Origin of the sequence: Nocardioides thalensis (assembly GCF_013410655.1) — a bacterium.
Classification (GTDB): domain Bacteria; phylum Actinomycetota; class Actinomycetes; order Propionibacteriales; family Nocardioidaceae; genus Nocardioides; species Nocardioides thalensis.
Genome location: NZ_JACCFP010000001.1, coordinates 4,109,081 through 4,122,584, shown reverse-complemented (window position 1 = coordinate 4,122,584; position 13,504 = coordinate 4,109,081). Strand labels below are relative to the sequence as shown.

At 74.1% G+C, this 13,504-nt stretch carries 8 protein-coding genes; 2 read left to right on the top strand and 6 right to left on the bottom strand.

The genetic code is table 11. The features are described 5' to 3' along the window. Positions 1-77 precede the first annotated feature (77 nt). Together HNR19_RS20015 and HNR19_RS20010 are read right to left on the bottom strand one after the other, a co-directional pair. On the bottom strand, positions 78-1,658 hold the full coding sequence (locus HNR19_RS20015) for an adenylate/guanylate cyclase domain-containing protein (RefSeq protein WP_179669543.1): 1,581 nt from the start codon (positions 1,656-1,658) through the stop codon (positions 78-80). Positions 1,659-1,678: 20 nt separating this feature from the next. Then, positions 1,679-2,575 carry a TSUP family transporter gene (locus tag HNR19_RS20010; RefSeq protein ID WP_179669542.1) on the bottom strand — a complete coding sequence of 299 codons (897 nt, stop codon included), beginning with the start codon at positions 2,573-2,575 and terminating at the stop codon, positions 1,679-1,681. A 147-nt stretch (positions 2,576-2,722) separates the two neighbouring features. Here HNR19_RS20010 and HNR19_RS20005 point away from each other — a divergent pair, with 147 nt between their 5' ends. Next, positions 2,723-3,229: a nuclear transport factor 2 family protein gene (locus HNR19_RS20005; RefSeq protein WP_218910330.1), complete on the top strand. Its 507-nt coding sequence runs from the start codon at positions 2,723-2,725 to the stop codon at positions 3,227-3,229. A gap of 16 nt (positions 3,230-3,245) precedes the next feature. Further along, the gene (locus HNR19_RS20000; protein ID WP_179669540.1) at positions 3,246-3,752 is read left to right on the top strand and encodes a PGPGW domain-containing protein; all 507 of its coding nucleotides are present in this window, start codon (positions 3,246-3,248) and stop codon (positions 3,750-3,752) included. Positions 3,753-3,779: 27 nt separating this feature from the next. On the opposite strand, the gene chrA is transcribed toward HNR19_RS20000, so the two are convergent. The 4 genes from chrA to recC are packed head-to-tail and all read right to left on the bottom strand — an operon-like array spanning position 3,780 to position 13,504. Further along, entirely contained in the window at positions 3,780-5,147 is a 1,368-nt protein-coding gene (gene chrA / locus HNR19_RS19995) for a chromate efflux transporter (RefSeq protein WP_179669539.1), read from the bottom strand. A gap of 46 nt (positions 5,148-5,193) precedes the next feature. Next, positions 5,194-6,930 (bottom strand): exodeoxyribonuclease V subunit alpha, encoded by a 1,737-nt coding sequence (gene recD, locus HNR19_RS19990; RefSeq protein ID WP_179669538.1) that lies wholly within the window; start codon positions 6,928-6,930, stop codon positions 5,194-5,196. Further along, a complete protein-coding gene (locus tag HNR19_RS19985; protein WP_179669537.1) occupies positions 6,927-10,298 on the bottom strand; it encodes a UvrD-helicase domain-containing protein in 3,372 nt (1,123 codons plus the stop codon). The genes recD and HNR19_RS19985 overlap by 4 nt, the downstream gene beginning before the upstream one ends. After that, the gene (gene recC / locus HNR19_RS19980) at positions 10,295-13,504 is read right to left on the bottom strand and encodes an exodeoxyribonuclease V subunit gamma (protein ID WP_179669536.1); all 3,210 of its coding nucleotides are present in this window, start codon (positions 13,502-13,504) and stop codon (positions 10,295-10,297) included. Before recC ends, HNR19_RS19985 begins: the two co-directional genes overlap by 4 nt.

The window sequence follows — 13,504 nt, the reverse complement described above, 5'->3', positions numbered from 1 at the left end:
CTGCCGGTTCGTCGCGCCAACCGTGCCCGTTCGGCATGCCAACCGTGCCCGTTCGGCACGCCAACCGTGCCCGTTCGTCAGGGGGAGGGGACGGCGAGCGGGGTCTCCTCGACCCGGCCGCGGAGCACGGTGGCGCCCTGCTGCTCCCAGTGCGCCGCCTCGTCGGCGCCGCGGGCCGCGGCGACCTCGACCGTGTGCCACATCGCGAGCACCCGGCCCGGCACCTCCTTGGCGAGGTCGGTGAGGCGGGAGGCGGAGTTCACGGCGTCGCCGATGACGGTGTACTCGTAGCGCTCCTCGTGGCCGACGTTGCCGGCGACCACCGTGCCAGTGGAGACGCCGATGCCGGCGCCGATCTCGGGCACCTCGACCTCCAGGCGCTCGGCCATCGACCGGGCCGCGGCCAGGGCGTTGGCGGCGTGGTCGGGGTCGGTCGCGGGGGCGCCGAAGACGGCGAGCACCGCGTCGCCGATGAACTTGTTGACCAGCCCGTGGTGGGCGGCGACCTCGTCGACGACGACGCCGAAGAAGCGGTTGAGCACCGAGACGACCTCGACCGGGCCGTGCTCGGTGGCGTACGCCGTGGAGCCCACCAGGTCGACGAACAGCACGGACACGACCCGCGCCTCGCCGCCAAGCTGCATCTCGCCGGTCTCGACAGCGGCGGCGGCCTCGGCCACCTCGTGTCCGACGTGGCGGCCGAAGAGGTCGCGGATCCGCTCCCGCTCCCGCAGGCCGACCACCATCTGGTTGAAGCCGCTCTGGAGCTGGCCGAGCTCGGTGCCGTCGTAGACGACGACGTCGGTGTCGAGGTCGCCGGCCTGCACGGCCTGCATCGCGTCGCGCACCGACGTGATCGGCGCGACGACCGCGCGGGCGTTGAGCGAGGTGACGAAGAGCCCGGTCACGAGCACCACGCCGCACACGGCCAGGGTCACGACGGCGAGCTGGCGCAGCGTGGTCTCGCCCTCGGTGAGCGCCAGCAGCGCCGCGACGGCGAGGCCGATCACCGGCATCGCGGTGCCGACGGTCCAGAACAGGACCATCCGCTGGCCCACGCCGACCCCGCGCACGCGGGGCGGGGGCGTGCCCTCGAGGGCGCGGGCGGCGATCGGCCGCAGGGCGAACTCGGTGAGCAGGTAGGCGATCCCGGCGACCATGACCGCGCCGATGCCGACGGTCAGCAGCGTGCTCACCCAGCGTTCCGGCTGCAGCACCGCGGCCAGGATCGTGAAGAGCACAGTGCCGATCAGCCACAGGACGAGCTGCATGACGGTCAGCCGCATCGGCACCCGGAGCGCGTGGCGGCGGTCCTCGGCGTCGGGCTCGCTGTCGGGGACGGTCGCCCAGCGCAGCGACTGGAGGGTGGCCGACGTTCCCCACGCCACCCCCGCGGCGGCGGCCGCGACGACGTACGTCGGCACGCCGATCGCGAGCGCGACGGTGGTCGCCTGGTTGGGCGGCGGCGTCGGCACCACGAAGCTGTTGATCAGGAAGACGGCGGCCGCGCCCACCATGTTGTTGCCGAGCAGGGCGGCGGTCAGCAGCAGCTGGACCCGGATCCGGAGATGGTGCGGCTCCTGGACCCGGGGGCCCAGGAGCCGGTTGCCGAACGGGCTGGGTCCGCGGCGGCGTCGGGAGAAGATCGCCGCGGGCATGCCCCGAAGCGTATCGAGGCTCAGACGGTCTCGAGCTCCTTCTCGAGCGCCTCGAGCTCGCGCGAGAGCCGCTCCTGGCGGACGGCCCAGACGATGCCGGAGACCCAGAGCGCGGCGAGCAGGCCGCAGATCACGGCGACCTGAGCGCCCTCGGCGCCGAAGGTCTCCGCGATCGTCTTGGAGTTGGTGAGCACGATCAGGCCACCCGCCGCGACGCCGAGCACCCGCGCGGCGAGCTTCTTCACCAGCCAGGCGGCGATCGGCGCGGCGATCACGCCACCGGCGAGGAGGGCGATCGCGTAGTCCCACGGGATGTCCTCGTTGGCGAGCGCGAAGAGGAAGCCGAGCGAGCCGCCGACCGCGACGAGGAACTCGGAGGTGTCGATCGAGCCGATGACCTTGCGCGGCTCGAGCCGGCCCGACGAGAGGAGCGTCGTCGTGCCGACCGGGCCCCAGCCGCCGCCGCCGATGGCGTCGAGCGCGCCGCCGGCCAGGCCCATCGGCGCGAGCATCGCGGCGGAGGGGCGGGTCTTGAACGTGGGACGGCGGCCGCCCAGCACGAGGAAGCGCCAGATCACGTAGAGGCCGAGCGCGAGCAGGATGCCGGCGACCCACGGCTTGGCCGCGTCGCCGTCGAGGCTCGCGAGGAACGTGGCACCGGCGAACGCGCCGACGAACCCGGGCACGGCCAGGATGCTGACGGTGCGCCAGTCGACGTTGCCGAGCTTGTGGTGGGAGAAGCCGGAGACCAGCGACGTGCCGATCTCGGAGAAGTGGACCGCGGCCGACGCGGAGGCGGGCGCGATGCCGGCGGCCAGCAGCAGGGTCGAGGACGTGACGCCGTACGCCATGCCCAGCGATCCGTCGATCAGCTGGGCCAGCAGGCCCACGAATCCGAGTACCAACAGCTTGCGCACGACGCGCTCCTTCTTCCGTGTCTTACCTAAGAACAGTGAACAAGTAGAGATTATGAACTCAAGTGAGACGACTATGCAAGTCCGACCTGCCGGGTGAGCGGTTCCGCCTCTCACCCGGGCGGGCCGGGGCCGTGGTTGGATCGCGGGGTGACCGGGACCTTCACCGCCGACGAGATCACCGATGCCTACGCGGCGTTCCACGAGAAGGTCGCCGGGTTCACGGCCTCAGGGGACTGGACCGGCTACGCCGACCTCTTCACCGAGGACGCCGTCTACGTCGAGCACGCGATGGGCACGTTCCGCGGCCGCGACGAGATCCGCGCCTGGGCGGTGCGGACGATGACGTCCTACCCGGGCCGGGTGATGACCGGCTTCCCGCTGACCTGGCAGGTGGTCGACGCCGACGCCGCGCGGCTGGTGTGCGAGGTGCGCAACCCGATGCCGGACCCCGGCGACGGCACCCGGCTCGAGGAGCCGAACATCACGATCATGACGTACGCCGGCGGCGGCCTCTTCTCCCGCGAGGAGGACGTCTACAACCCGCTGCGCTTCCACGAGATGGCGCTGCGCTGGGCCCGGATCGCCCGTGACCACGACCGGGCCGACCCCGATGTCCTGAGGTTCTTGGAGAAGTACGACACGATGGCCCGGTGAACGCGGTGGGTCCCCGATGACCGGGGCGGCGAAGCGACTGGTCCTCGAGGTCGTCGGCTGGCTCCTGCTCGTCGCGGGCGTCGCCGCCCTGGTGCTGCCCGGGCCGGGCCTGATCCTGCTGTTCGCCGGCCTGGCCGTGCTGTCGCAGCAGTACACCTGGGCCGAGCGCTGGGTCGAGCCGGTGCGGCTGCGCGCGCTGAAGGGCGCGGCGGAGAGCGTGGAGACCTGGCCGCGGATCATCGCGTCCACCGTCTTCGCGATCGGGCTCGCCGCGTGCGGCGTGCTCTGGATCGTCAAGCCCGACGTGCCGTCGTGGTGGCCGCTCTCCGACGGCTGGTGGCTGCCCGGCGGGCTGTGGACCGGCGTGACCCAGATCGGGTCAGCCGTCCTCGCGCTGGTGCTGATCGCCTACTCCTACCAGCGTTTCCACGGCAAGCCCGACGCGGTCAAGGCGCTCGAGGGGCTGATCGACGAGGCCGACGAGGAGATCGAGGAGTTCCGGGAGAAGCACCACCGCGACTGAGCGGCCCGTCGCCCGCTCAGCGGGCGATCACGTGACGGCGCGGACGCCGTACACCAGGAGGCCCAGGAGGGCGCACACGCCGATGGTGCGCAACGGGCTCCACTTGAAGCGGAACATCCCGACCAGTGCGACCGCGGTGATCGCGAACGCCGTCGGGTCCCACTCCGACAGGACCGGCAGGTCGAGCGCGAGCGGACCGGCGCCGATCTCGCGCTGCTCGTCGAAGAGGTTGTGCAGCGCGAAGAACACCGCGAGGTTGGCGATCACGCCGACGACCGCGGCGGTGATGCCGGTGAGGGCGGTGCTCAGCGCCCGGTTGCTGCGCAGCCGCTCGACGTACGGCGCGCCGAGCAGCACCCACAGGAAGCACGGCACGAACGTCACCCAGGTGACGAGCAGCGACGCCAGGACCGCAGCGACCCAGGGGTCGAACGCACCCGGCTGCCGGTAGGCGCCGACGAACGCGACGAACTGCACGACCATGATCAGCGGGCCGGGCGTGGTCTCCGCGAGGGCGAGGCCGCGGACCATCTCCCCGGGGGCCAGCCAGCCGTAGACGCTCACCGCCTGCTGGGCGACGTAGGCGAGCACGGCGTACGCGCCGCCGAACGTGACGACCGCGGCGCCCGAGAAGAACAGGCCCTGGTCGGTGAAGACCGGCGTGGAGTCGACCAGTACGGCGAACGCGGCCACCGGCGTGAACCAGAGGAACAGCCCGAGCGCCAGCACGCCGAGCGAGCGGCGCTTGGTCGGCAGCGCGTGGTGCAGCGCCTCGTCGCTGATCAGCGGCGCCGGGCCGTCGTCCTCGGCCGCCCCGTGGCCGCCTCCGCCCAGGCCGGGGATGCGGCGCCCGAGCAGCCAGCCGAGCACGCCCGCGGCCAGGACGACCGCGGGGAACGGGACGCCGAACAGGGTGAGCGCGAGGAACGCGGCCACGGCGATCGCCACCAGTGCCGGGTGGTTCAGCGCGCGCTTCCCGACCCGCTGCACCGCCTGCACGACGATCGCGATGACCGCGGGCGCGATGCCGGCGAACAGCGCGGACACCAGCCCGGTCTCGCCGTACCGCACGTAGATCGCCGACAGGGCCAGCAGTGCCAGGACGCCGGGCAGGACGAACAGGCTGCCGGCGATCAGGCCGCCGCGGGTGCCGTTGAGCAGCCAGCCGGTGTAGATCGCGAGCTGCTGTGCCTCGGGCCCGGGCAGGAGCATGCAGTAGTTGAGGGCGTGCAGGAACCGCTGCTGCCCGATCCAGCGCTTCTCGTCGACCAGCTTGTGCTGCATCACCGCGATCTGGCCGGCGGGGCCGCCGAACGTCTGCAGGGAGATCGAGAACCACGCCCGGGTCGCCTCGCGCAGCGGGATGACGTCGCCCTGCACGGGTCGGGAATCCATATCGAGAAAGTACAGATTCAGATGCTGGGAGGGCAATCGGGGTGCGTCAGGCCCGCGCGGCCAGCCGGGCCGCGAGCCCCGAGGCGCGACGCGCCTCGCGGCGTACGGCCTCCCTGACCGACGCCTCGGTGCCGACGACGCGCACCACGTCGACGGCGCGGGTGACCGCGGTGTAGAGCAGCTGCCGGGTGAGCAGGCGGGAGTCGGGCTCCGGCAGGACCACCGTGACCTCCCCGAACTCGCTGCCCTGGCTGCGGTGGACGGTGAGCGCGTGGGCGGTCTCGACGTCGGCCAGCCGGGAGAGGGCCAGCACCCGTCCGGTGCCGCCGTCGTCGAAGACCGCCTGCCGCTCCTCGCCGCCGAGGACGACGCCGGTGTCGCCGTTCCACAGCTTGAGGCCGTAGTCGTTGGTGGTCTGGATGAGCGGCTGGCCCGGATAGCGCGCGGGCAGCCAGTCGAGGCCCTCCTCGGCCCTGAGCCACTGCTCGACCCACTCGTTCCAGGCGCGGACGCCGAACGGGCCTTCCCGGTGGGCACAGAGGAGCCGGTGGCCGTTGAGCGCGCGGATCGCCCGCTCCTGGTCGCCGGTGAGCGCAGCGGCACGCAGGTCCCGCGGGCCGGGCATCACGACGTCGCGGATGCGGGCCGTGTCGGCGGGGTCGATCAACTCGATGCTGTCGGCGCCCGACGACACCAACCGCCACGCCTCGTCGGCGTCTCCGTTGCGGACGGCGGCCGCCAGCCGGCCGATCTCCACCCCGAACCGGTGGGAGGTTTCGAGCCGGGTGACCGGCGACGGCGTGCGGCCGCGGAAGCCCTCGACGACGTCGTGGAGCACGGCGCCGGCCTCGACCGACGCGAGCTGGTCGGCATCGCCCAGCAGGACCAAGCGGGCGTCCGGCCGGATCGCCTCGACCAGGCGGGTCATCAGGCTCAGCGACACCATCGACGTCTCGTCGACCACGACGACGTCGTGCGGGAGCCGGTTGCCGCGGTGGTGGCGGAACCTGCTGTGGTTGTCGGGCCGGGTGCCGAGCAGGCGGTGCAGGGTCGACGCGGTCAGCCCGGCGACCGCACCACGGTCGGACTCCGGAAAGTCGCGCCGCTCGGACGCGGCGGTCAGCGCCTGCGACATCCGGGCGGCGGCCTTTCCGGTCGGCGCCGCGAGGGCGATCCGCAGCGGTGCGTGGGACTGGTCGGCGAGTACGGCGAGCAGCCGCGCGAGCGTGGTGGTCTTGCCGGTGCCCGGACCGCCGGTGATCACCGACGTCCAGCGGCGTGCCGACTCCTCCGCGGCGGCGCGCTGCTCGGCGAAGGTGTCCGGGAAGAGCCGGTCGAGCGCCGCGGCCAGCCGGGTCTCGTCGACCACCGGCTGGGTGCGGGTGAGCCGCTCGTGGAGGTCGGTGACGACGGCGCCCTCCTCCGCCCAGTAGCGGTGGAGGTAGACGAGGTCGTGCTCGACGCGGATGGCGACGCCGGTGAGCCTGCTCGCCCGGACGGCGTCGAGCCAGTCGGCCGGCTCCGGCCACGGGTGCTCCGGGAGGAGCTCGGCGACGTCGGCGAGGTCGACGCTCACCGAGCCGCTCCGCGCGGCCCGCACGAGCAGCGCCACGGCGAGCGCCACGTCGGCCGACGGCTCGCCCCCGAGCCGGCACACGGTCTCCGCGGTGCGGACGTCGCCGGCGGCCAGCAGGCCCGCGGCGTTGAGGGCGGCGAGCGGGCCGTGCGCGACTTGCAGGAGCCGGTGGTCGCAGGCGTCCGTGGGCTCGAACAGCTCGGTCATCGGGCACCACCCACGGGAGCGCCGTCGAGCAGGTCGGAGAGCTCCACGACGAGCGCCGCCGGCGGACGCCAGGAGAACACGCCACAAGGAGCGCCGTCGACGGCCGGCGTCTCGGGCCCGCACATGCCGCGCAGGTAGAGGTAGAGGACGCCACCGAGGTGGCGCTCGGGGTCGTAGGTGGGCAGCCGCCAGCGCAGGAACCTGTGGAGGACCACGGCGTAGAGCAGGGCCTGCAGCGGGTACGACGAGTGGCCCATCGCCGCCGCCAACCGGTCGGGCGTGTAGGCGGCCGCCGTGAGCGGCTGGTCGGGCGGGCCGAGCCAGTTGGTCTTGTAGTCGCAGATGAGGAACCGCTCATCGCCGCCGTCGCGCACGCGGAACACCACGTCGACGGAACCGGCGAGGAAGCCGCGCAGCACCTGTCCGCCGAGCACGGGGTTGTCGAGCGCGTCGGCGTAGGGCAGCAACGGGTCACCCGCCGGAAGGTGTCGACGCAGCAGTGCCGCGACGTCACCGAGCAGCCGCGGCTCCGGCACCGGACTGTCGCCGCCGCCGATCGGCAGCTCGAAGTCGAGCTCGCAGAGCCGGTCGGCGAGCGGCAGCTGCCTCAGGGTCAGCTCGCCCGCGAGCGGGCCGAGCGGGGAGTCGCACACCTCCACCAGGCCGTCGGCGAGCGCCTCGGGGTCGAGGGCGACCGGCCACTCCACCAGCTGCTCGCGCACGTGGCGGAGCACCTCGGCGCGCCAGTCGGGCGCCGCCGGGTCGGCGTGCTCGAGCACGGCGTGGACGAGCGACCCGAACCGGGCGCCGCTCGGGAACGCCGCCAGCGGCGACGGCACCGTGGCGACCTCGGGTACGGGCGCCGGCGGCGCGACGATCTCCGGCTCGTCGTCCTTCTCGACGACCTCCGGCTCGCTGCCGACGGCGGGCGGCGGCTCGTCGGCGACGGCGGCGAGAGCGGAGTACGACGTACGCCGCCACAGCTGGTCGACGCGCCGGTCGAACGTGCGCGCTGCCAGCGGCCCCGTGCCGGGTCCGGCGGGCAGCGCCGGCGGCTCGCCCGGCTCGGCGCGGGCCAGCTCGGGCCCGCCGATGTCGGGGTCGGCCCACCGGCGCAGCCACCGGACAGCTTCCTCGTCGGACGGCGGCTCGTGCCGGTCGGGGACGTCGGGGGTGCCGGGCTTGCGGCCGAACAGCACGCGGTGGAGGGCGGAGCACGGCACGTTGGTGCCGGCGGCCCACCAGGTGACGAGCCGCGACCGGGCGCGGGTCATCGCGACGTAGAGCATGCGCAGCGACTCACCGGCGTCCTCGGCGCGGTGGCGGGCCACCAGGGCAGCGGGGCGGGCCATCGGGTCGCCGACGTGGAGCACCCGCTCGCGGTCGTCGTCGTGGTAGATGAGGATGTCGGGCGGCGTCTTGCCGACGAACCGGTCGGAGACGAACGGCGCCAGCACCACGGAATACTCCAGGCCCTTGCTGCCGTGGATGGTCACCAGCTGGACGGCGCGGGCGTCGGAGTCGATCCGGCGGGTGCGCTCGGTGGTGGCGTCGTTGGCCTCCCGCTGCCGGTCGAGGAACCAGGCGATCAGGCCGGCGAGCCCCAGCCGCTCGCGGGTGGCGGCGTCGTGGAGCAGCTCGGAGAGGTGGCGCAGGTCGGTGAGGTGGCGCTCGCCGCCGACGGTGCCGAGGACCCGCGCCGAGAACCCGCGGGCGACGAGGCTCTCGAAGACGGCAGCGACGCCGCGCTCGGCGTAGGTCAGCGCGAGGTCGCGCAGGTCCTCCGACAGCCGGTCGGTGAGGGCCTCGCCGCCGGCGTCGAGGTCGGAGCCGGTGTGGCCGAAGAACGCGGTGGCGCCCGCGGCCCGGGCGAGCCGCGCACGGTGCGGCTGGGCCATCGCCTCGAGCAGCGCCCGCCACTCGGCGCCGGCCGGAGTCGCGAACACGCTCTGGCCGCCGGTGATGACGGCGGGCACGCCGACCTTCCGGAGCGCGTCCTGGACGAGCTCGAGGTCGCGCCGCGTGTGGGCCAGGACCGCGATGTGGCCCGCGGTGAGCGGGGTCCACGCCTTGGCGTCGGGCTCCCACACCTCGGCGCCGGCGCCGAGCAGGTGGCGGACCTGGGCGGCGGCGTCGGCGGCGATGCGCGGCCGGACGACGTCGACCTTCGCGAGCTCGTCGGGCGCGACGCGCAGGTCGGCACGGAGCAGCGCCCGCAGCTGGAACGGCGAGCCCGGGAGCCCGCGAATGCAGTCGGCGCCGGGCGGGCGTGCGGCCTCGATGGGGTGCACGGCGATCAGGGGATCGCCGAGCTGCGCCTGGTCGAGCACCTTGTGGACCGCCTCCACGAGCGCGTGGTCGCTGCGCTGGTTGGTCGAGAGCGTCTGCCGGGTGTCGGCGACGTCGGCGGCCTTGAGGTAGGTGAACACGTCGCCGCCGCGGAACGCGTAGATCGCCTGCTTGGGGTCGCCGATGAGCACGAGGACGCCGTGGCCGTGGAAGGCGCGGGCGAACACCTCCCACTGCACCGGGTCGGTGTCCTGGAACTCGTCGATCAGCACGACCTTCCAACGGTCGCGCATCCGCTCGCCGGCGATGGCGTCGGCGTCGACGAGCACGTCCCGCAGCTGCACGAGCAGGTCGTCGAAGGACAGGACCCCGAGGCGGCGCTTGCGGTGGTCGAACTCCTCCGCGACCTCGCGCGCGAACCGGACCCGCGCCTCGTCGGTGGAGCCCGGCGTGGGGTGCTGGGGCTCGAGCCGGGCGCCGGGGTTGTCGACGATCGCCTTCGCGATGCGGCCGGCGTCGTCGTGGCTGAGCAGGCCGCCGCCGGAGTAGTCACGCAGCCACAGGTCGTCGACGACCTCCTTGCGCAGGTCGGAGAGGTCCTCGACGAGCGTTGCCCGCGGGTCGGTGTCGCCGGCGATGCCGAGCCCCTTGAGCACGAGCTGGCAGAACTGGTGGATGGTCACGATCGTCGAGGTGTCGAACGACGCGACCGCCTCGCGCAGCCGGTCGCGGCGCTCGGCGAGAGCCGCCGCGGGGCCGTCGACCAGGTGGGCGACGAGCTCGTCGGGGTCGGTGGGGCCCTCGCCGGCCAGCGCCCGGTCGAGGCAGTCGGCGACCTCGGCCAGGCGGGTGCGCACCCGGTCGCGCAGCTCGGTCGTCGCCGCCTTGGTGAACGTGACGGCCAGGACCTGGTCGATGGTGGCGTGGCCCTCGGCGACGTAGCGGGTGACCAGCGCTGCGATCGTCCAGGTCTTGCCGGTGCCGGCGCTCGCCTCGAGCAGGGTGGTGGTCGGGGACAGCCCCCCGGCCGTCGCGCCCGGCACGGGCCTCGAGATGTCGAACGGCTGCAGCTCGGTCATCGGACGAACCATCCCTGCTCGAAGGGGACCAGGTCGCGCCAGACGGTCTCGGCGAGGGTGCCGAGGTCGGTGAGCCGGGAGAGGTCGGCCTGCCGGCCGAGGAAGTGGGTCCAGGCGGGGTCGTCGCGCTCGGCGCGGAACCGGTCCCACTGCCACTTCTTCATTGCGTTCTTCCACGCCGTCGACCGGTTGCCACGGCCGAGCGCCCACGCCCGGCCGGTCTCGAGCGGCAGGTGGCAGAGCCCCTGCAGGCCGTCGTGGCGGGCCGCGGCCCACGCGGCGAGCGTCGACCTTGCCAGGTCGGGGTCGACCGGCTTGATGATCCCGAGGCGGTCCTTGGCGACCACGACACCGCGTACGTCGAAGCCGGGCTCGCTCGCCTGCAGGGCCAGGAGGTCGAGCCAGGTCGTCAGCGCGTGCTTGGCGCCGAGTCGCGAGTAGGTGACGCGCAGCAGCGTGTCGCCGTGGAGGTCGGGCACGCGTCCGGTGAGCCGCCGCCCGTCGCCGAGGTCGAGGGTGACGTCGGTGGTGACCGGGTTGTCGGTGCGGTGCTGCAGGGCCTTGGTGACGACCTGCTGGGCCGACGTGGCGATCTCGCGGAGCGCGGCGGCGCCGAGGTCGCCCGGCGGGAGGGCGCCGCGGTGGAGCTCGGCCGACAGCACCGCATCGGGGCTGCTCCCGGCCAGCACGGCGTTGACGACCTGGTCGCCGACCGCCCACTTCTCGAGCGCGGACGGGGAGATCGGGATGTCGTTGCTGGGCGGGTCGACGTCGAAGGGCAGCGCGATCTCGAGGTGGTCGAGGAGGGCACGAGCCGGGTTGGTCAGGAACCGGCGCAGGTCGTCGAGGGTGAGGTCCGGGTCGGGTGCCGAGACCGGGTGCGGCAGGAAGGGCTGGGCCGGCTGCGGGGCGCGGGCGGCGCTTGCGGCGGCGAGCGCCGCCGGGTCGAACGTCGCGGGCGCCGCCGCGTCGAGCAGGCGCTCGTCGTGGGGCTGGAGCGGCTGGCGGGTGACGACCCGGTCGCGCACCGGCTCGGCGGCCGTCGCGTCGAGCGCGTCGAGGAGCTCGCCGACCGGGATCGCAGGCGGCTTGTCCTGGCCGGAATGCTCCGACATCCCGGCGTAGGTGATCACCAGCGCGTCGCGCGCCGACATCACCGCGTCGAGCAGCAGCTGGCGGTCCTCGGCGCGCGCGTCACGCTCGCCGGTGAGCGGCGCGCGGGCGAGCACGTCGTCGCCGTCCACGGTGATCGACCGCGGGAACGTGTCGGCGTCCATGCCGAGCAGGCACACGACCCGGTGGGGCACCGACCGCATCGGCACGAGCGTCGAGACGGTCAGCGTGCCGGTGCGGAAGTTGGAGCGCGTGGGCCGCGGAGCGGTGCGATCCTCGAGGAGGCGTCGTACGTCGGCGACAGTCAGCGTGGCGCCGCCCGAGTCGGCCGCCACCCGGGAGAGCTCGTGGTCGAGCTGGGACGCCTGCCATGCGTCGTCGTAGTCGGTCGCGGTGAGTGAGGTGACGTGCACCCGGAGCGCCTCGCTCCACTCCGACGCTGTCGCGGCCGCGGCCAGGGCATCGACCGCGGCCTGGACCCGGGCGAGCGCCTCGGCCAGGCGTCCCGCGAGCTCGAGGTCGGAGGAGCCGACGTCGTCGAGCGGCAGGGTGCTGCCCAGGAGCACCTGCTCCTCCGGCATCGCGACCCCGCTGACGATCCGGTCGAGCCCGAACCGCCAGGTGTTTTCCGCCAGCGAGAGGCCGTGGTGGCGCCGGTGGTCTCCGTCGAGGCCCCAGCGCACTCCCGAGGTGGCCACCCAGCGGGCGACGGTCTCGAGGTCGTCGTCGGCGAGCCGGAACCGGCGGCGCACGGGCGTGGCCGCGAGCAGGTCGAGGACGTCGGTCGCTCGTGCACGGCCGTCGACGAGCCCGACCAGCTGGGCGGCGATCGCGAGCAGCGCGTTGGTCGTGGCGAGGCCGCGGTCGGCCATCGACACCCGCAGCTGGCGGGCCGGGTGGTCGTCGGGGACCGCGCCGAACGCCGCGTGTACCAGCGGGGCGAACGCCTCGACGTCGGGGCACATCACGAGGATGTCGCGCGGCTCGAGGGTGAGGTCGTCGTCGAGCAGGCCGAGGAGGACGTCGCGCAGCACCTCGACCTGGCGGATCGCACCGTGGCACGCGTGCACCTGGACGGACCGGTCGTCCGCCCGCAGCTGGCGGTCGCCGCGGTCGGCCGGCGCCTGGTCGGCGCGCAGGTCGGCCTGCAGCCACCCGAGCAGGTGGTCGCCGGGCGGGTCGGCCTCGGCGACAGCCTCGACCGCGGAGACCGTCGCGAGCTGGCGTTGCACCTCCCGGGCGTCGCGGCCCAGGGTAGCGAGCAGCGGGTGGCGCGCGTGCCGCGCGGAGGTGTCGTCGGCGCGCGGCACCGGGCCCTCCGCGACGACCGGCCGGAGCGCGTCCCACAGCGCCCCGGAGACCTGCGGGAGGAACAGGTGGACCTGCCGCGTCTCCGCCACCGCGGCCAGCAGCTCCACCTCGGTGACCGGGAGTCGGGTGTGCCCGAAGAGGATCAGCCGGTCGGGCAGCGCGCACGCGTCGGGGTCGTCGCGTAGCGCCGAGCAGGTCGCCAGGTGGCGCTCGTCGGGCGGCGGCGCCCCGATGTCGGCCACCACCCGGCGCCACAGCTCCGGCTGCCAGGCGAGGTCCGCCGGCACGTCGTCGTCGCGGCCCTCGCGCCAGGCCGTGAGCAGCGTCGGCCGCTGGACGCCGTACGACGCGAACAGGCCCGCCAGCCTGCGGGCCAGGCCGTAGCGCCGGGCCTGTCGCAGCTCGCGCTCGACGCCCGCGAGGTCGTCGCCCAGGTGGCGCGCGATCGGCGCCGCCCAGGCCTCGCCGAGGGAGGCGTCGACGACCGAGAGAACCGGCCACGCGAGCCGGTCGGGCAGCCAGGGGTCGGTGTGCTCGGTGCCGGTGAGCAGCGACACCAGCGACCGTGGCCTGAGGAACTCGACGCCCGCGCAGACGCCGTCGGCGCCGCGCGGCCCGGAGCCGAGCCGGTGCGAGAGCCGCTGCGCCAGCCACCGCTCCACGCCCTTCGCGGGCACCACCACGACCTCCTTGGCAAAGGGGTCGGGGAGTGGTGTCGCCAGCAGAGCACCGAGCGCGCGGGCGAGCGTGGCGGTCCCGGATCCGCGGTGGATGGTTAGCAC